Origin of the sequence: Microbacterium pygmaeum (assembly GCF_900100885.1) — a bacterium.
Classification (GTDB): domain Bacteria; phylum Actinomycetota; class Actinomycetes; order Actinomycetales; family Microbacteriaceae; genus Microbacterium; species Microbacterium pygmaeum.
Genome location: NZ_LT629692.1, coordinates 3,020,370 through 3,037,986, shown reverse-complemented (window position 1 = coordinate 3,037,986; position 17,617 = coordinate 3,020,370). Strand labels below are relative to the sequence as shown.

At 69.3% G+C, this 17,617-nt stretch carries 17 protein-coding genes and 1 pseudogene; 13 read left to right on the top strand and 5 right to left on the bottom strand.

Translation table 11 applies throughout. From position 1 onward, the window contains the following. Nucleotides 1-55: 55 nt before the first annotated feature. From BLT19_RS14605 to BLT19_RS14595, 3 genes are all read left to right on the top strand, one after another. Nucleotides 56-1,237, top strand: a complete 1,182-nt coding sequence (locus BLT19_RS14605) for a PrsW family intramembrane metalloprotease (protein WP_091491700.1) — start codon at nucleotides 56-58, stop codon at nucleotides 1,235-1,237. Nucleotides 1,238-1,393: 156 nt separating this feature from the next. Beyond that, a complete protein-coding gene (locus BLT19_RS14600) occupies nucleotides 1,394-1,762 on the top strand; it encodes an FKBP-type peptidyl-prolyl cis-trans isomerase (protein ID WP_091491697.1) in 369 nt (122 codons plus the stop codon). Between the two features lie 173 nt (nucleotides 1,763-1,935). Further along, the gene (locus tag BLT19_RS14595; RefSeq protein ID WP_091491694.1) at nucleotides 1,936-2,496 is read left to right on the top strand and encodes a YceI family protein; all 561 of its coding nucleotides are present in this window, start codon (nucleotides 1,936-1,938) and stop codon (nucleotides 2,494-2,496) included. 53 nt (nucleotides 2,497-2,549) lie between these two features. On the opposite strand, the gene BLT19_RS14590 is transcribed toward BLT19_RS14595, so the two are convergent. Together BLT19_RS14590 and BLT19_RS14585 are read right to left on the bottom strand one after the other, a co-directional pair. Continuing rightward, nucleotides 2,550-3,497 (bottom strand): DMT family transporter, encoded by a 948-nt coding sequence (locus BLT19_RS14590; RefSeq protein ID WP_091491691.1) that lies wholly within the window; start codon nucleotides 3,495-3,497, stop codon nucleotides 2,550-2,552. A gap of 92 nt (nucleotides 3,498-3,589) precedes the next feature. Further along, the gene (locus BLT19_RS14585; RefSeq protein WP_091491688.1) at nucleotides 3,590-4,897 is read right to left on the bottom strand and encodes an MFS transporter; all 1,308 of its coding nucleotides are present in this window, start codon (nucleotides 4,895-4,897) and stop codon (nucleotides 3,590-3,592) included. 177 nt (nucleotides 4,898-5,074) lie between these two features. Here BLT19_RS14585 and rpsO point away from each other — a divergent pair, with 177 nt between their 5' ends. Beyond that, on the top strand, nucleotides 5,075-5,344 hold the full coding sequence (rpsO, locus tag BLT19_RS14580) for a 30S ribosomal protein S15 (protein WP_056121136.1): 270 nt from the start codon (nucleotides 5,075-5,077) through the stop codon (nucleotides 5,342-5,344). 88 nt (nucleotides 5,345-5,432) lie between these two features. Here the strand turns inward: rpsO and BLT19_RS14575 are convergent, their stop codons facing one another. Next, entirely contained in the window at nucleotides 5,433-6,452 is a 1,020-nt protein-coding gene (locus BLT19_RS14575; RefSeq protein WP_091491686.1) for an isopenicillin N synthase family dioxygenase, read from the bottom strand. A 194-nt stretch (nucleotides 6,453-6,646) separates the two neighbouring features. Here BLT19_RS14575 and efeU point away from each other — a divergent pair, with 194 nt between their 5' ends. From efeU to efeB, 3 genes are read left to right on the top strand one after another with little or no spacing between them, the layout of a single operon-like run. Further along, the gene (efeU, locus tag BLT19_RS14570) at nucleotides 6,647-7,609 is read left to right on the top strand and encodes an iron uptake transporter permease EfeU (RefSeq protein ID WP_091491684.1); all 963 of its coding nucleotides are present in this window, start codon (nucleotides 6,647-6,649) and stop codon (nucleotides 7,607-7,609) included. Further along, entirely contained in the window at nucleotides 7,606-8,835 is a 1,230-nt protein-coding gene (gene efeO / locus BLT19_RS14565; protein WP_091491682.1) for an iron uptake system protein EfeO, read from the top strand. The genes efeU and efeO overlap by 4 nt, the downstream gene beginning before the upstream one ends. Before the next feature lies 1 nt (nucleotide 8,836). Beyond that, the gene (efeB, locus tag BLT19_RS14560; protein WP_091491679.1) at nucleotides 8,837-10,120 is read left to right on the top strand and encodes an iron uptake transporter deferrochelatase/peroxidase subunit; all 1,284 of its coding nucleotides are present in this window, start codon (nucleotides 8,837-8,839) and stop codon (nucleotides 10,118-10,120) included. 38 nt (nucleotides 10,121-10,158) lie between these two features. On the opposite strand, the gene BLT19_RS14555 is transcribed toward efeB, so the two are convergent. Next, on the bottom strand, nucleotides 10,159-11,376 hold the full coding sequence (locus BLT19_RS14555; RefSeq protein WP_091494105.1) for an acyltransferase family protein: 1,218 nt from the start codon (nucleotides 11,374-11,376) through the stop codon (nucleotides 10,159-10,161). A 35-nt stretch (nucleotides 11,377-11,411) separates the two neighbouring features. On the opposite strand from BLT19_RS14555, the pseudogene BLT19_RS18025 reads away from it, so the two are divergent. The 6 genes and pseudogenes from BLT19_RS18025 to BLT19_RS14530 all read left to right on the top strand — a co-directional run. Beyond that, nucleotides 11,412-12,098 (top strand): annotated as a pseudogene (locus BLT19_RS18025) (carboxylesterase family protein); the annotation flags it as partial. A 218-nt stretch (nucleotides 12,099-12,316) separates the two neighbouring features. After that, nucleotides 12,317-12,688, top strand: a complete 372-nt coding sequence (locus BLT19_RS18020; protein ID WP_331710714.1) for a carboxylesterase family protein — start codon at nucleotides 12,317-12,319, stop codon at nucleotides 12,686-12,688. A gap of 13 nt (nucleotides 12,689-12,701) precedes the next feature. Further along, entirely contained in the window at nucleotides 12,702-13,583 is an 882-nt protein-coding gene (locus BLT19_RS14545) for an alpha/beta fold hydrolase (protein ID WP_091491676.1), read from the top strand. A 143-nt stretch (nucleotides 13,584-13,726) separates the two neighbouring features. Next, nucleotides 13,727-14,932, top strand: coding sequence for an LLM class flavin-dependent oxidoreductase (locus BLT19_RS14540; RefSeq protein WP_091494100.1), 1,206 nt, complete (start codon nucleotides 13,727-13,729; stop codon nucleotides 14,930-14,932). Between the two features lies 1 nt (nucleotide 14,933). Continuing rightward, the gene (locus BLT19_RS14535; RefSeq protein WP_091491673.1) at nucleotides 14,934-15,602 is read left to right on the top strand and encodes an FMN reductase; all 669 of its coding nucleotides are present in this window, start codon (nucleotides 14,934-14,936) and stop codon (nucleotides 15,600-15,602) included. Between the two features lie 66 nt (nucleotides 15,603-15,668). After that, nucleotides 15,669-16,814, top strand: coding sequence for a N(5)-(carboxyethyl)ornithine synthase (locus BLT19_RS14530; protein WP_091491671.1), 1,146 nt, complete (start codon nucleotides 15,669-15,671; stop codon nucleotides 16,812-16,814). On the opposite strand, the gene BLT19_RS14525 is transcribed toward BLT19_RS14530, so the two are convergent. Beyond that, nucleotides 16,811-17,605 carry a DNA/RNA non-specific endonuclease gene (locus tag BLT19_RS14525; RefSeq protein WP_091491668.1) on the bottom strand — a complete coding sequence of 265 codons (795 nt, stop codon included), beginning with the start codon at nucleotides 17,603-17,605 and terminating at the stop codon, nucleotides 16,811-16,813. The two genes, BLT19_RS14530 and BLT19_RS14525, sit on opposite strands and share 4 nt — an antisense overlap. Nucleotides 17,606-17,617 lie beyond the last annotated feature (12 nt).

Sequence of the window (17,617 nt, the reverse complement as noted above, 5' to 3'; positions counted from 1 at the left end):
CTTCACGCTACCCGGATGCGGCGTTCCGTGCGTCGCGCGCCCCTAGGCTGTGCGCATGACGAGTGATCCCGGGTTCGCGTCGGCCCTCGCACAGCCTCGCCAGGCCCAGGGAGCGCCGATCGCCGCCGCGGCGGCGTCGCCGGCTCCGCTGCCGGTGCCTCCACGTGCCGGCCGCACCGCACCCATCTGGATGGCAGGCGTCCTGGTCCTGGTCCTGGTCGGCCTGGTGGGCTACTTCCTGAACGCCATCGGGCCGGGCGCCTCGATCATCGGCATGGTGCTCGCGCTGATCCCGCTGGCGGGCGTGCTGATCGCGGTCGGCATCGTCGACCGCTGGGAACCGGAACCGCGAAGCCTGCTCATCATCGCCGTCGCGTGGGGGGCGATCGCCGCCGTCGGCATCGCCCTGGGCGTCGACCTCGCCATCGCGATCGCGTTCGGGGTGGACGACTCGCCGATGCGCGACGCGTTCACCGCGGTGGTGCAGGCGCCGATCGTCGAGGAGTTCGCCAAGGGACTCGGGGTCTATCTGATCTTCCTGACCGCCCGCCGCGCGTTCGACGGGCCGATCGACGGCATCGTGTACGGCGCCCTCGTCGGTGCGGGGTTCGCCTTCACCGAGAACATCCAGTACTTCGCGATCAGCTTCCTGGAAGGCGGGATCGCCGACACCTCCGCGACGTTCTTCGTGCGCGGCATCCTCTCGCCGTTCGCCCACGTCATGTTCACGAGCGTGACCGGCTTCGCCCTCGGCCTCGCCGCGCGACGGGGAGCCTCGGCGGGGCGCGCGGTCGGACCATGGCTGCTCGGCATGGTCGGGGCGATCGCACTCCACGCGATCTGGAACGGGTCGGCGGTCTTCGGCGACTTCTTCGGGCTCTACCTGGTGCTCCAGGTGCCGCTGTTCGTCGGCTTCATCCTCGGCATCATCGCGCTGCGGCGCGAGGAGGCGCGGGTCACTCGTGCACGCCTGGCGGACTACGCGGCGGCGGGGTGGTTCACGCCACAGGAGGTGGACATGCTGGCCACACCGGCGGGGCGGAGAGCCGGCCTGCGTTGGGCGCGCAGCGTCGGGGGCGATCGCACCGACGTGATGAAGAGGTTCATCACCGACGCCACCGCTCTGGCCGCCGCCCGGCAGCGTGCGATCACCGGCCGCGACCCCAAGGCGCGCGAGGACGAGGCGGTCCTGCTGACGCGGACCACGGCGGCGCGAGCAGAGATCTTCGCCGGTTGAGAACTCAGCGCCCGGAGTCGCGGCAATGCCTGCGTAGCTTCCGGGCGCTGAGTCGGCCTGTCCCCAGGATGCCCAGGGCGGTGCGGTGTGTCAAGCCTCGACCGCCTCGGGAGGGCTCGCGTTGACCCGGCACGCCGCCTCGGGTTGGATGGACTCATGACTGAGAACCGCACGAAGCCCGAGTTCGACGCTCCGCAGGGTCCGGCTCCCACCGAGCTCGTCATCCGCGACCTGATCGTCGGAGACGGTGATGAGGCGAAGCCCGGCGACACCGTGACCGTGCACTACGCCGGTGTCGAGTACGAGAGCGGCGAGGAGTTCGATTCCTCCTGGGGCCGCGGGGAGAGCATCCAGTTCCCGCTGCGCGGCCTCATCCAGGGCTGGCAGGATGGCATCCCCGGTATGAAGGTCGGCGGTCGCCGCGAACTCGTGATCCCGCCCGCGCTGGCGTACGGCCCTCCCGGCGGACACTTCCTCGGCGGCAAGACGCTCATCTTCATCATCGACCTGCTGAAGGTCGGCTGAGTCCTCCCGTCACTCGGAGAAGGGGCGGATGCTGCGGCATCCGCCCCTTCTCTTGTGCCGTCCATCCATCGTTCTGGGGGATTTTTCCTATTCATGGGAATAGATCGTCACGGCGTTCGCGTTGGACACCGAGAACCCGCCGCTCCGCCGGCCCCCTCACACGAAGGATCACCATGACTGACACGACCACGATCGACGTTCCCGGCTACAAGGCCGGCACCTGGGTGCTCGACCCCGCGCACAGCGAGGTGGGCTTCGTCGTGCGCCACATGATGATCTCGAAGGTCCGCGGACACTTCGACATCAAGAGCGCGACGCTCACCGCTCCGGAGAACCCGCTGGAGGCGAGCCTGACGGCACAGGTCGACGCGACCTCGCTGTCCACCAAGGACGAGGGCCGCGACGCCCACCTGCGCTCGGCCGACTTCTTCGACGTCGAGAACTACCCGACGATCGACTTCGTCTCCACCGGCGTGCGCATCGAGAAGGGCGAATTCCTCGTCGACGGCGATCTCACGATCCACGGCACCACCAAGCCGGTCACGTTCGACGTCGACTTCGGCGGCTTCGGTTCCGACCCGTGGGGCAACTACAAGGCCGGCGCGACCGCCAAGACGGTCATCAACCGCGAAGACTTCGGCCTCACCTGGAACGCCGCGCTCGAGACCGGCGGCGTGCTCGTCGGCAAGGACGTCACCATCGAGCTCGACCTGCAGGGTGCGCACCAGGCCTGAGCGCGCCGAGACGAAGAGGGGGCGGATGCTGCGGCATCCGCCCCCTCGTCGTCTCAGGGCGCCGCGACCGGGGCCCGGCGGCGCAACCGGATGCGGTTCTGCGCGAGCAGGATCCCGAGGAACACCACGAGCGCTCCGACCGGCTCGTTCCAGCTGAGGGCCTCGCCGAGGATGATGGTGCCCAGCGCCACGCCGACGACCGGCGTGATGTAGGTGACCGTCGAGGCCCGCGTCGGGCCCCACGCACGAAGCGCGTTCTGGTTCCAGATATAGGCGACGCCGGTACCGAGGCAGCCCAGCAGCAGGACGCTGCCGACGATCCACGGATCCAGGATGACGGGCTGGAGGACGAGCACGGGAGTGAGGACGATCATGATGGCCGCGGCGATCCCGATGTTCAGGAACGAGAACACCAGCGCGCTCATGCCGGTGTTCGAGACGAACCTGCGCATGTACGCGAGGCTGAAGCCGTAGCAGGCCGTCGCGCCGAGGATCGCGAACTGGGCGACCAGGCTCTGGCTGAGATCCAGCCCCTGCCAGGGGGCGATGATCACCATCACGCCGAGGATCCCGACGAGGATGCCGGCGATCTGCACCGGCCTGAGCTTCTCGACGCGGAAGAACACCCCTGCCATCACGGCCGTCATGATCGGCGTCGTGGCGTTGTAGATGCTGGTAAGGCCCGAGGTCACGTGCTGCTGCGCCCACGAGAACAGCAGGAACGGCACGACGCAGAACGTCACGGCGAGCACCGTCATGTGCAGCCAGATCTTCAGCCGGCGGGGGAGGACGTCTCGGCGTACCAGCACGAAGAGCCCGAGCGTGAGCCCGCCGAGCACCAGACGGGACCAGGCGACCTGCCCCGGCGAGATCCCACCCAGGGCGACCTTCATGAACAGGAAGCTCGAGCCCCAGATCACTCCGCACAGGACGAACTGGATGGTGACCGAGACCGACGACGGTACGCGATCGATCGCGGCGGGCGGTGAGGTCTGGGGCACGCGGCGACTCTAGTCGCGGGTGCGGGCCCGCTGAGGTGATCTGCGATGCCGCGTCCGAAATCCGCCGATGCTCGTCGGTCCGACTGCGCCGATCACGGCTCGGGGAACTCCGAATCGTACGCGCGGAACCGTGGGCTCAGGCGCACCAGCACCCCGACCAGTCCGATGATCAGGAAGCCGCCCAGCAGCGGCGGGAACCACAGGGCGGTGAGTGTTGCGAGGGTGCCGACGTAGAGGGCGCCGAGGCGTGGTCCGCCGGCCACGACGACGATGAACACGCCCTGGAGGCGCCCGCGGATCGCGTCGGGCACGGCGGCCTGCATCATCGTGTTGCGGAAGATCGAGCTGATGTTGTCTGCGGCTCCGGAGACGGCGAGCATCAGCGCGGCGACGACGATGAGGGGGATGTTCGGTGTCACCTCGTCCACGGTCGCCGGCGCGAACCACCCGAGTGCGGCGGCGGCCAGCACGAGCCCGAACGCGGCGATCGCAGCGCCGTAGAGGAGGATGGCCCGCTCGATGGCCAGTCCGTGCCGACGGACGCGACCGGTCGGCCCCGAGAACAGGCTCGAGAAGAAGGCGCCGACGGCGACCGATGCGGTGAGGATGCCGGTGGTGATGGGTCCTCCGCCGAGGAGTACCGCTCCGACGGCGGGCAGCAGCGCCAGCGGCTGGCCGAAGGTCATCGCGATGATGTCGAGGATGAACTGGAGGCGGATGTTCGAGGCCCGCTTCAGGAACCGCCAGCCGTCGCGGAGGGACTCCAGGCCCGGGCGCACGATCACGCCCTCTGGCTTGATGCTCGGGAGCGTCCAGAGCCCGAGGAACAGCGAGGTCATCAGGACCACGTCGACGGAGTAGGTCCAGGCGTACCCGGCCACTGCGACCAGCACCCCGGCCAGCGCCGGACCGACCATCACCATGATCCCGAAAGTGATGCCGTTGAGGGCCGACGCGGCGGGCAGCAGTTCGCGGGGGATGAGGCGGGGCACGATCGCCTGGCGGGTGGCCAGGACCACGGTGTTCGCGGCGGAGTTGACGATGCTGAGGGCGTACAGCCACCACACCGTCTCCAACTGGCCCCAGGCCAGGGCGGCGAGCAGGACCGTGGATGCGAAGGTGATCGTCGCGGCGATGAGCGCGACCCGGCGGCGATCGAACGCGTCGGCGAGCATTCCTCCGTAGAGCCCGGCGAAGACCATCGGCAGCAGACCGGCCACGGCGATCATCGACACCGCGAAGGTCGAGCGGGTCAGGTCGTACATGTGCAGCATGATGGCGACGAGGGTCAGCTGGCCACCGAGGCCGGCCAACGTCGAGCCTATCCACATGCGCGTGAACGCCGGGGATGCCCGGAACGGGCTCAGGTCGATGAAGTGATCGCGCCTGAGGCGCGCCATCACGAGCGGTACCGCTGGAGGAGCATCCTCCGAGGCTATCTCCCGGCAGGAGCCGATTATCCGCAGCGGAAGGCTGCTGGTAGACTCTTCAGGTTGCCGTTCGATCGGCCGCGGATAAAGAGAGCTCGCACATCAGGTGCCGGGCGCCGCGCAATGACCAGGAAGGGGATCCCATCTATGCCACTCGAATCTGACGCGAAGAAGGCGATCATCGAAGAGTACGCGACGCACCCCGGTGACACCGGATCCCCCGAGGTGCAGGTCGCGATGCTGACGCAGCGCATCAAGGACCTCACAGAGCACCTGAAGGAGCACAAGCACGACCACCACTCGCGTCGTGGTCTGTTCCTGATGGTCGGTCAGCGCCGTCGTCTGCTCGGCTACCTCCAGGACATCGACATCAACCGTTACCGGTCGTTGATCGAGCGTCTGGGGCTCCGCCGCTGAGGCACCGCCACCCGGCGTATATCGCACTTCTCGAAGGCCGTCCCACGGTGTGGGGCGGCCTTCGACGTGCCGGGCGCGGCCGGGAGGATCAGGCGGATGCCGCGCGTGCCGCGACCAGGTCGGCGTGGTGGATCGCGGCCACGTCCGGGTGGGCGCGCAGCCGCGACTTCAGCGCATTCTCGCCGTACAGCGCGTGGATCGGGTTCCCCGGATCCTGTGTGACGCCCTTCGCCTCGGCGGCGAGATCCGCGGGCAACTCGATCAGCGGCAGGCGCTTGTCCAGCGCGGGATTGAAGAAGAACGGGACCGAGATGCGGTCATCGGGGAACTTCGGCGAGATCACGCGGTGGTTCGTCGCGATCAGATAGCCCTGGGTTGCGTACTCGAGCAGTTCGCCGATGTTCACCACGAAGGCGCCGGGTACCGGGGGAGCATCGACCCACTCTCCGTCGCGCTGCACCTGGAGGCCGCCCTTGCCCGGCTCGACCCAGAGCAGCGTGAGCACGCCGGAATCCTTGTGCGCGCCGACGCCCTGCTGCGGGGTCGGGTCCTCCTTGCCCGGATACCGGACGATCTTGATGAGCGTGGACGGTTCGCCGAAGTGCTCGTCGAAGTAGTTCTCCGGCGCTCCGAGCGACAGCGCCCAGGCGCGCAGCAGCTTGCGGGCCACACCGGAGAGGTGGTCGTGCCACTCGGCGACGACGTCCTGCAGCTCCGGCTGGGCCTGCGGCCACAGGTTGGGCCCGATGAGCCGGAAGAAGTCGGCGGCTTCCGGGTCGTCGATCGCCGCGCGCTCGGGCCCGATGTCGATCTGCTCCCGCCAGTCGACCTTGCCCTGCGTGCGCTCGCCCCCGACCCGCGTGTACCCGCGGAAGTGCGGGCTGTTCACGTTCTCGATGGCGAGCTTGTCCGCTTCGGGCAGCGCGAAGAAGTCGCGCGCGGCGCGATGCAGGCGCGTCTCCAGCTCCGGCGAGATGCCGGTGCCGGTGAGGTAGAAGAATCCGACGTCGTGGGTGGCCGCACGCAGCTGGTCGCGGAAGTCCGCGGCCGCCTCCGGCCCGTCGTCGAGCAGCGAGAGATCCAGGATCGGCAGGTTGAGGTCGCTCATTCGGCGAGCCTAGGCAGTGCCGTGGCATCCGCCGCCTTTGTTGCACTGGATTACCGCACCGGTCGCAGCACTCGATTTTCGACGCCCGGGAACAGGAGGTAAGGTGAGGCTTAGTGAGGTTCGCCTAACCATCGGCCCGATGTCGCGGCGAGGCAGTCGGCACCGGCCTCGCTCCTCCCGACCCGAATCGAACCGTGCTCGCTACTTTCCTCATCGGCCTGCGTGAAGGCCTCGAAGCCGCGCTTGTCGTCGGCATCCTGATCGCTTACCTCACGCGCGTCGGTCGTCGCGACGTCCTCCCGCGACTGTGGAGCGGTGTGGGGCTGGCAGCGGGGCTTGCGCTCGTCATCGGCGCGGTGCTCACGTTCGGCGCGTACAGCCTCACCTTCGAGGCGCAGGAGCTGATCGGCGGCGGGCTCTCGGTGCTCGCGGTCGCGATGGTGACGTGGATGATCTTCTGGATGCAGAAGGCCGGCCGCACGCTGAAGAAGTCGCTCGAGGGCGAGGTCGATCGCGCGCTGGCCGCCGGGACGCTGTGGGGCATCGTCCTCATCGGGTTCGTGTCCGTGGCCCGCGAGGGCATCGAGACCACCCTGCTGCTGTGGTCGATGGTGCAGTCCTTCGGCGACGCGCCCGGCGCACTCCTGGGCGCGCTGCTCGGACTGGTCACCGCGGTGGCGCTCGGCTGGCTGCTGGCACGGGGGATGCTGCGGCTCGACCTGCGCGTCTTCTTCACCTGGACGGGAGCGCTGCTGATCATCGTCGCAGCGGGCGTCCTGGCCTACGGCATCCACGACCTGCAGGAGGCCGGCGCGCTGCCCGGCCCCTTCGCCTCGCTCGCGCCGGTCGACCCGGTCACGGGGGCCGTCGCCATCGGGATCGGCGCCTTCCCGTTCGGCTGGGCCTTCGACCTGAGCGCCTCGATCCCGCCCGGCAGTCCACTCGCCGCGATCCTGCAGGCGACCGTCGGCTTCATGCCGCAGATGTCGTGGCTGCAGGTCATCGGATGGGCGCTGTACGTCGCGATCGTCGGCGGCATCTTCGCCGCGAAGGCGCTGCGCCACCGGCCGCCGCGGCCGGCACCCGCTCCGGCGGTCTCCCCCAGCACAGATCACGGCACATCTCCCTCTCCAATCACCTCCCAAGGAGCACCATGACCACCAAGCGGATCCTCGCCGCCCTCGCCACGGCATCCGCCGCTGCGCTCGTCCTGAGCGGGTGCGTCGCCAAGACCGACGTCGCCGCTTCCGATGCGCTGGCCGTCACCTCCACCGACGGCACGTGCGAGGTCTCCTCGGGCACGGCGACCAGCGGGACGCTGGCCTTCGATGTGACCAACGAGGGTGCCGACGTGACCGAGTTCTACCTCCTCGCCGAAGACGGCCTGCGGATCGTCGGCGAAGTCGAGAACATCGCACCCGGCGCTTCGCGCACCCTGACCGTCGTCGCCCAGCCGGGTGAGTACTTCACCCTCTGCAAGCCCGGCATGCTGGGCGAAGGCGTCGGTCGCACGGCGTTCACGGTGAACGGCGACGCCGTCGCCATCGACGGGGAGGACGCCGAGCTCAAGCAGCAGGCGGTCTACCTCTACGCGGCGTTCGTCAAGGACCAGGTCGAGAACCTCGTGCCGCAGGTCGACGCGCTCGTCACCGCCTACGAATCCGGGGACGACGCGGCGGCGCAGGCGCTGTTCCCGCAGGTGCGCGCGTACTACGAGCGCATCGAGCCGGTGGCCGAGGCGCTGGGCGACCTCGACCCGAAGATCGACTACCGCGAGGTCGACGCCGTCGCCGAGGGCCTGGACTGGACCGGCTTCCACCGCATCGAGAAGGATCTGTGGGTTCCCGCGCAGGACGCGCTGAACGCCGACGGCGAGACGCCCGCATGGCGGGAGTGGACGCCATCGACGCCGGACGAGCGCGCCGCCTTCGGTGATCAGCTGATCTCGGATGTCGCCGAGCTCGACGAGTACGTGCACTCCGACGAGTTCCAGGCGGCCCTCGACGAGCAGGGTGTCGCGGGTCTGTCCAACGGCGCGATCGCGCTGCTGGACGAGGTCGCCACGGGCAAGATCACCGGCGAGGAGGACTGGTGGTCGGGAACCGACCTCTGGGACTTCGCAGCCAACGTCGAAGGATCGAAGATGGCGTTCTCCCTGGTCCGGGACTTCGCGGAGTCCAAGGGCGAGGACGGCGCCGCGCTGGTCGAGGAGATCGACGCCGGCTACGCGGCACTGGACGAGTCGCTTGCCACCCACGGCTCGCTGGCGGACGGGTTCATCTTCTACCCTGAGCTCACCGACGCCGACAAGCGCGAGCTCACCGATCTCATCAACGCACTGGCCGAGCCGCTGTCCCAGCTCACGGTGACCGTTCTGGAGTGAGATGACCGACCCTTCTGAGGCGTCCGAGGGCGTTTCGCGCCGCGGGCTGCTCGGCCTCGCGCTCGGCGCCGGTGCCGCCGGCATCGCGCTCGGAGCGGGGGCGGGCGCGGCAGCCGGCGTCGCCGTCGGGCGCTCGCGGGAGCGTGAGGGCGCGGCATCCGCCTACGCCTTCTTCGGGGAGCACCAGGCCGGCATCACCACCCCGGTGCAGCAGCACCTGCACTTCGCGTCGTTCGACATGATGGCGCGCACCGACCGCGACGACCTGATCTCCCTGCTGCAGGACTGGTCGTATGCCGCGTCGCGGATGACCCAGGGCCTCGAGGTGAGCGCGACCGGCGCCGTGCTCGGTTCGCCGCAGGCGCCGCCGGATGACACGGGCGAGGCGCTCGGATTGCCGGCAGCGGGACTCACGATCACGATCGGCTTCGGACCGACGCTCTTCGAACTCGACGGGACCGATCGCTACGGAATCGCGGCGCAGCGCCCGGATGGCCTGCGGAAGCTGCCCGCCTTCCTCGGCGACGACCTCGACCCTGGCGCGAGCAACGGGGATCTGTGCATCCAGGCGTGCGCGGATGACCCGCAGGTTGCGGTCCACGCCATCCGCAATCTGAGCCGCATCGCGTTCGGCCGGGCCACGATCCGCTGGTCCCAGCTCGGTTTCGGCCGGACGTCGAAGACGACGGCCGCCCAAGCCACGCCCCGGAACCTGTTCGGGTTCAAGGACGGCACGGCGAACATCCTCTCCGATGATGCGGCCGCCCTCGACGAGTACGTGTGGGCCGCGGCATCCGATTCCCCGGCCTGGCTCGCCGGCGGTTCGTACCTGGTCGCGCGCAAGATCGGCATGATCATCGAGTCTTGGGATCGCGTGCGACTCGCGGAGCAGGACGCGATCATCGGCCGGGACAAGGGCGAGGGCGCGCCGCTCTCCGGCGGGGACGAATTCACCGAGCCCGATTTCGCCAGGACGGATGCAGCGGGCACGCCCCTCATCTCCGCCACGAGCCACGTGCGGCTGGCGCATCCGGAGTTCAACGGCGGCATCCGGATCCTCCGTCGCGGCTACAACTTCGTCGACGGCAACACCGACCTCGGTCGGCTCGATGCCGGCCTCTTCTTCCTGTCGTACCAGCGCTCGCCCGAGCAGTTCGTCACGCTCCAGCGCGCGCTGTCGACCGACACGATGAACGAGTACATCCGGCACATCGGGTCGGGGATCTGGGCGATCCCGCCGGGGGCGATCGCCGGCTCGTTCGTCGGCGCAGGGCTGTTCGCCTGATCCTCCGACGATCGGATCGCGGAGAGCGCGCGGAAGGCTCAGCCGTTCTGCCGCGGATCGGCGTGCGCGCGCGGCGGACGCGGAACCTCGCGCGGGCGTCGCGACCCGGTGGGGTCGGATCGCCTGCCCTCGCGTCCGGCGAGCGTCGGGTCGGCGAACAGCCATCCCGGCCGCGGCTCGACCAGGGGCCGGAACACGCGGCGCACCGGCGTGGTCGCCAGGCCGAGCGCGATCAGCACCGACGCGACGATCACCACCGGCAGCCACAGCCACGTCGGCTCGGCATCGCGCAGGATCCCGGTCTCGCGGAACGGGTACAGCACGAAGGAATGCAGGAGGTAGACGTACATCGTGTACTGGCCGAAGTGCGTCCACCAGTGGGTGCGGCGAGGCAGCAGTGCGAAGAACGCGAAGCTCAGGACGAGCGCGACCGCGATCAGCGCGAGCCGCACGCTCCCGGCCCACCACTCCGTGCCGCCGAGCGAGGAGTAGTTCTCGTCGTAGAACAGCCACTCGCGCAGGTTCATCGCGCGCCAGTCGTCCACGAAGAACCAGGCTGCCCAGCCGGCGATCCCGAGCAGGGCGACCGAGACGACGGGCACCCACCACGCGCGAGAGCGCAGCAGTCGCAGCCGGTCGACGATGTCGTGCTCCCGCAGCCACCAGCCGAGGGTGAAGAACGGCAGCAGCCCCAGGGTGCGCGACAGGGACAGCGTGGAGTCGATGTTGGCCACGTACCCGGCGCCGATCGAGATCAGCACCGTCCACAGCAGCGGCCACCTCAGCAGCGCCAGGTAGGGCAGCACCAGCCGGAAGATCCCAAGGGCCAGCAGGAACCACAGCGTCCAGGACGGCTCAGTGAGGTTCGGATTCGCGCTGCCCTCGACGATCCACTTGGTGAGGGTCCACAGACCCTCGAAGATGAGATAGGGCAGCAGGATGTCGGTCACCACGCGGGCCATCTGGCGCCGGCTCGGTGCGTCCGACTTGGAGAAGTATCCGGAGATGATCGCGAACGCGGGCATGTGGAACGCGTAGATCACCAGGTACAGCGCGAGGGCGATGTCGGAGTCGTACGTGAGCCGCTGGACGGCATGGCCCAGCACCACGAGCACGATGCACGCGAAGCGGGCGTTGTCCCAGAAAGGCACTCTGGCCTTGGTGCGTGCCGCCTTGACGGACCCGGTCGGCGTGCGAGCGCCCCGGTCGGAGGCGGCAGGGATGGCGGATGCCGCGGGGCTGGCGTGATCGGTCATGATGGCGAACGCCACCCTATCCTGGGGAGCGCGCGATGATGCGCTCCGAGGAGACCCGAATGCCCGACGCCCCCGCTGTTTCCGTCTCCACCGGCGCCCTGCGCGGATCACGCAGCGACGGGGTCGATCGCTACCTCGGCATCCCGTATGCGGCGCCGCCCTTCGGCCCGCGGCGATTCGAGATCCCGCAACCCCCGGATCCGTGGGAGCACGAGCGCGATGCGACCCGGTTCGGGCCGACCGCGCCGCAGGCGCCCTACGCGAGAGCGCTGCGCCGGTACCTGCCGAGCGTGGAGATCGCGGGGGAGGACATCCTCACGGTGAACGTCTGGACCCCCGCAGACCGGTCGGCCGAGGACCGACTGCCGGTGCTGGTGTTCGTCCACGGCGGCGCGCTCACCCGCGGCGCGGCGGCGCTGCCGTCCTACGACGGCACGACGTTCGCCCGGCACGGGATCGTGTTCGTGTCGGTCCAGTACCGCCTCGGGCAGGAGGGCTTCGCCGTGCTGGAGGACGTGCCGCACAATCTCGGTGTGCTCGATCAGCAGGCGGCGCTGCGGTGGGTGCGGCGTGAGATCCGCGCCTTCGGCGGCGACGCGCGTCAGGTGACCGTGATGGGCCACTCCGCGGGCGCGGCAACGCTGGCCGCCCTCCTCGCGCTCCCGCACGCGGGCGAGCTCTTCGACCGTGCGATCCTGCAGAGCGGTCCGCTCAGCGCGCAGGCGCCGGCCAAGGCCGCCAGGATGACGCGCGCGATCGCTCGCCGCCTCGGGCTGGCGGCAACGCGCGCGGGGTTCGCGTCGGCGAGCCCGGCCGGACTGGCCGAGGCCCAGGCGCAGGTCTCGGCGTCCGGCTCGCTGCCCGGGTGCCGGTCCGGATCGTCCGTGCGCACCGCGCCAGGCGGCCCGAGGCGACTCCTGGTGAGGTGCTCGGCGAGGTCATGTCCGACATGCTGCTGCGGGGTCCGCTCACCCGGTTCGCGGACAGCCGAGCGGATGCGGCGGCGCCGACGTTCGTGTACGAGTTCCGCTGGCAGAGCCCCGTGGACGGCCTCGGAGCCGCGCACGGCATGGAACTGGGCTTCGTCTTCGACAGGCTGGGTTCGCCCGACGCGCTGGCGATGGGAGGCCCCGACGCACCGCAGGCCCTCGCCGATGCGATGCACTCCGCCTGGGTGGGATTCGTCCGCACCGGCGATCCAGGATGGCCGCGCTGGTCGACCAACCGGCCGGTCCAGGCGTTCGACGGCGACGGAGGCCGCATCGACTACGCGCCGCGGGCCGACGAGCTGGTCGGGCTGCGATCGCGGTAGTGTCGGCGTCGCGATGACGACGATGGACGAAGCGCTGCAGCGGGATCAGGCGATCCTCGACGTCGATTGGCACGTGTTTCCGGAGGGGACCGAGCGCGATCTGTTCGCGGCGCCGAGCGGCCTCTTGGCACGCGTGCGACTCGGGGATCCGGACGCACCTCGGGTGGTGCTCGTCTCGGGGGTCGCGGGCTCCAAAGAGGACTTCGTGCGCCTGTTCCCGCTCTTCCGCGACGCGGGCTACCGGGTCGAGTCGTACGACCTGGCAGGGCATTACGAGTCCGTCGACGCAGGACCGCAGAATCTGGATCCGCCCGGTGAGCACTACGACTACCGGCTCTTCGTCGACGACCTGATCGCGATCCTTGAAGACGGCAGCGCGCCGGTGCATGTGCTCGGATACAGCTTCGCCGGCCTGGTGGCCGAATTGGCCATGGTGCAGCGGCCTGAGCTGTTCGCCAGCCTCACGCTGATGGCCGCGCCGCCGGCGACCGGCCAGGTCTTCCGCGGTGTGAAGCACATCGGCCCGATCTCCGATATGCCGCCGCACCGCGCGGCCGGACTGATCCTGTGGGGGATCCGCTACAACCTGAACCGTACGCCGCCGCAGCGGATCGCCTTCGTGCGCGAGCGCCTCGCGGTGACGCTCCGCCCCGCGATCGATGACGTCGTCGGTCTCATGATGACGATGCCCGACATCGCCGACGACATCGCCGGCCTCGGCATCCCGATCCTCATCGCCGTCGGCGAGCAGGACCTGTGGCCGACCGCGCAGCACCGGGATTACGCACAGCGCATCGGCGCTCGGGTGGCGGTGTACGCGACGGGTCACGCACCGTGCGAGACCGCCCCGCACCAGCTCGCGCGCGACATGCTGCGGATGTTCGGGGGTCGCTGATCGGGGTGGGTGAGCGATGAGCGCGACCGGGAATAGATTGGCGCTGCACGTGTTCTACAGATTACATTCATCTGAATAGAACTGGATGCTCAGGCATCCCGAAGCGGAGAACGATCGTGGACGAGACCAACACCTGGACCGGAATGCAGTTCGGCATCTTCACGGTGAGCGACATCACCGAGGATCCGACGACCGGTCGGACCCTGAGTGAAGCGGAGAAGATCCGCAACACCATCACGATGGCCAAGCACGCCGAAGAGGTCGGCCTCGACGTCTTCGCGCTCGGCGAGCACCACAACCCGCCGTTCTGGTCGTCCTCACCGACCACCACCCTCGCGTTCATCGCAGCCCAGACCGAGCGACTGCTGCTCTCGACCGCGACGACGCTCATCACGACGAACGACCCGGTGAAGATCGCCGAGGACTTCGCCATGCTGCAGCATGTGTCGGACGGCCGCACCGACCTCATGCTCGGCCGCGGCAACACCGGACCCGTGTACCCGTGGTTCGGTCAGGACATCCGGCAGGGGCTGCCGCTCGCCATCGAGCACTACAACCTGCTGCACCGCCTGTGGCGCGAGGACGTCGTGGACTGGGAGGGCAAGTTCCGCACCCCGCTGCAGGGCTTCACCTCGACGCCGCGGCCGCTTGATGACGTGCCGCCGTTCGTGTGGCACGGCTCGATCCGCACGCCCGAGGTGGCCGAGCAGGCCGCGTACTACGGCGACGGGTTCTTCGCGAACAACATCTTCTGGCCCTCCGAGCACTACCAGCGCCTGATCACGCTGTACCGCCAGCGCTTCGCGCACTACGGCCACGGCACCCCCGAGCAGGCGATCGTGGGTCTGGGCGGCCAGGTGTTCATGCGCGCCAATTCTCAGGACGCCGTCCGCGAGTTCCGTCCGTACTTCGACAACGCCCCCGTCTACGGGCACGGGCCGTCGCTGGAGGACTTCAGCCAGATGACCCCGCTCACCGTCGGCTCGCCGCAGGAGGTCATCGACCGCTATGCCGGCATGCGCGACATCTTCGGCGACTACCAGCGGCAGCTGTTCCTGATGGATCACGCCGGCCTTCCGCTGAAGACCGTCCTCGAGCAGCTGGACATCCTGGGCGGCGAGGTCGTCCCGGTGCTGCGCAAGGAGCTCGCGAAGAACCGTCCGGCCGACGTACCGGATGCTCCGACGCACGCCAACCTCGTCGCCGCCAAGTACGGCGATCAGGCTCCGCGCCAGAGCGTTCCCAACCCGAACCGTGGTGACAACCTCACGGGCACCTCGCCCTACGTCGACACCCCCGCCAAGGCCGGTTCGGCGTTCGGTGCCGCAGCGACCCGGACGGGAGTCTGAGATGACCGCACGTCGCATCGCCGTGATCTCGGCCGGACTCTCCAACCCGTCCTCCACCCGGCTGCTGGCCGACCGGCTCAGCAGCGCCACGGTGACCGCCCTTCGCCAGGCTCAGGGTCCGTTGGAGGCCGGGAAGGAGACCGACACCGAGGTGGACGTGTTCGAGCTGCGCGACTACGCGCACGACATCACGAACAACCTCCTCACCGGATTCGCCCCGCCCGCCCTGGAGACGATGATCAACGCCGTCGTCTCGGCCGACGCCGTGATCGCCGTCACGCCGATCTTCTCCACGAGCTACTCGGGGCTGTTCAAGTCATTCATCGACATCCTCGACCCCGATGCGCTGGCTGGAAAGCCCGTGCTCATCGGGGCGAACGCCGGGACGGCGCGCCACTCGTTGGCGATCGACTACGCGATCCGGCCCCTGTTCACGTATCTGCACGCCGAGCCGGTCTCGACGGGAGTCTTCGCGGCATCCAGTGACTGGGGCGCCTCCGGTGACCAGGTCGCGCCGCTCGGCGAGCGGATCGAGCGCGGCGCGCGGGAACTGGCGGAGGCCATGTCGCGACGTGCGCCCGTGCAGACCGACGACCCGTTCGATCCGGCGAACTACCTGGGCGAGGGCCGCTCGTTCGGCCACCTCCTCGGCGGTCTCGCGGGGGAGTAGCCCGCCGGCGCTGATAGCGTCGGATGCACGGAGCCCGTTCGGCCCCCGCGACGGGAAGAAGACGGCATGTCCTCGCAGGCTCCACTGACCTTGGGCGTGCTCGGCGCCTCGCTCAAGCCGGCGGAGCGCCGAGTCCCGATCCATCCCGGGCATCTCGAGCGGATCCCCGACGATCTGCGCAGGTCGATCCTGCTCGAGACCGGGTATGCGCTGCGCTTCGGCATCTCCGACGACGAGCTGCGCCCGCTGGTCGGCGGGGTCCTGGACCGGGGCGCAGTCATCGCGGCGGCCGATGTGCTGCTGCTGCCCAAACCCCAGCATCAGGACCTCCGCGCGATGCGCGACGGGCAGGTGCTGTGGGGGTGGCCGCATCTCGTGCAGGACGAGGTGATGACCCAGTTCGCCCTGGACAAGCGCCTGTCGGTCATCGCCTTCGAGGCGATGAACCACTGGGGCAGCGACGGCACGTTCGGGCTCCACGTCTTCCACAAGAACAACGAGATCGCCGGCTACTGCTCGGTGATGCACGCGCTGCAACTGTGCGGCTCCACCGGCGACTACGGCCGACGGCTCACCGCCGTGGTGATCGGCTTCGGCGCGACGGCGCGCGGCGCGGTGACCGCGCTGCGCGCGCACGGCGTGCACGAGGTGCGCGTGCTCACCAACCGCGACACGGCATCGGTGGCCGCCCCCATCCATGCCACGCAGATGTTCCAGTTCGACCACGACGGCCCGTACGTGAGCGAGGTGATCACCGAGGACGGCCGCGTTCCGCTCGCGCCGTTCCTGGCCGAGAGCGACATCGTCGTGAACTGCACGCTGCAGGATCCGAACAATCCGCTGGTGTACCTCAAGTCGTCCGATCTCGAGGCGTTCCGGCCCGGCAGCCTCATCGTGGACGTCTCCTGCGACGAGGGGATGGGCTTCGAGTGGGCGGTCCCGACGAGCTTCGCGGATCCGATGTTCACCGTCGGCGGCAGCATCAACTACTACGCCGTCGATCACAGTCCGTCCTACCTGTGGAACTCGGCGAGCTGGGAGATCAGCGATGCGCTGCTCAGCTTCCTGCCCACCGTGCTGGCCGGCCCCACGGCGTGGACGCAGAACGAGACGATCGCCCGTGCGATCGAGGTGAGCGACGGGATCGTCCGCAACCCCGCCATCCTCCAGTTCCAGAACCGGAGCGCCGAACCGCCGTACGCCGCGGTCTAAAGGCGGATCTCGGCTGCCACGGTCAGCTCGCGCCATTCCCGCGCGCGGGCCGCAGCCGGCAGGACATCGGCGGCCACCAGCGGGCCGAGGTCCACGCCGGCAAGCGCCGCGATGTCGGCGATCGGCGCCTGGAACGTGCGGAAACCGCCCAGCACCGGAGACAGCGTCGCCGTCGCGCTCGCCGCGTCGATCAGCGCGGACTGATCCAGGACGAAACCGGCGGCCGCGAGGATCTCGTCGTCGGTGGACACCCACGCGGCGACCTTCCAGAACCGACCCGGGATGCGGATGCCGCGGTACGGCGGATCGGCCTGGTCCAGCACCGGCGCGGTGAACACGCTGATGCGCACGTCCTCGGCATCCGCGAATCGAAGGACGTGATCCTCCAATCCCAGCCACAGGTCCTTCGACTGGTTGAACGCCGCCGCCTGCGGTGCCGCGTTGGGGTAGAAGAACGTCGCCTCCGTAGCCGCCCGCGCCTGCGCCGTGGTGCCCCAACCCGGATCCCTGCGGCGCACCAGGTGGCCCCGGTCCAGATCGTTCTTCGCGTAGACGTCCGGTCCGGCCTGCACCGTCACCGGGATCCGGGGGTCCAGTTCCCAGTCACCGGTGCGGGCCAGATCCACCAGGGTTGCGCCGTCGATGTTCACGCCGGTCGAGACGGCGAGGCGCCGCGACGTGTCCAGCAGCACGGAGAAGTGCGGATACGTCAGCAGCGCGGTGGGGCGGGCATCCCCGGCACGCGGCAGCGGAACGTGCAGCCCGAGGAACGCTTCGTCGTATCCGTCCATGTACCCAGCCTT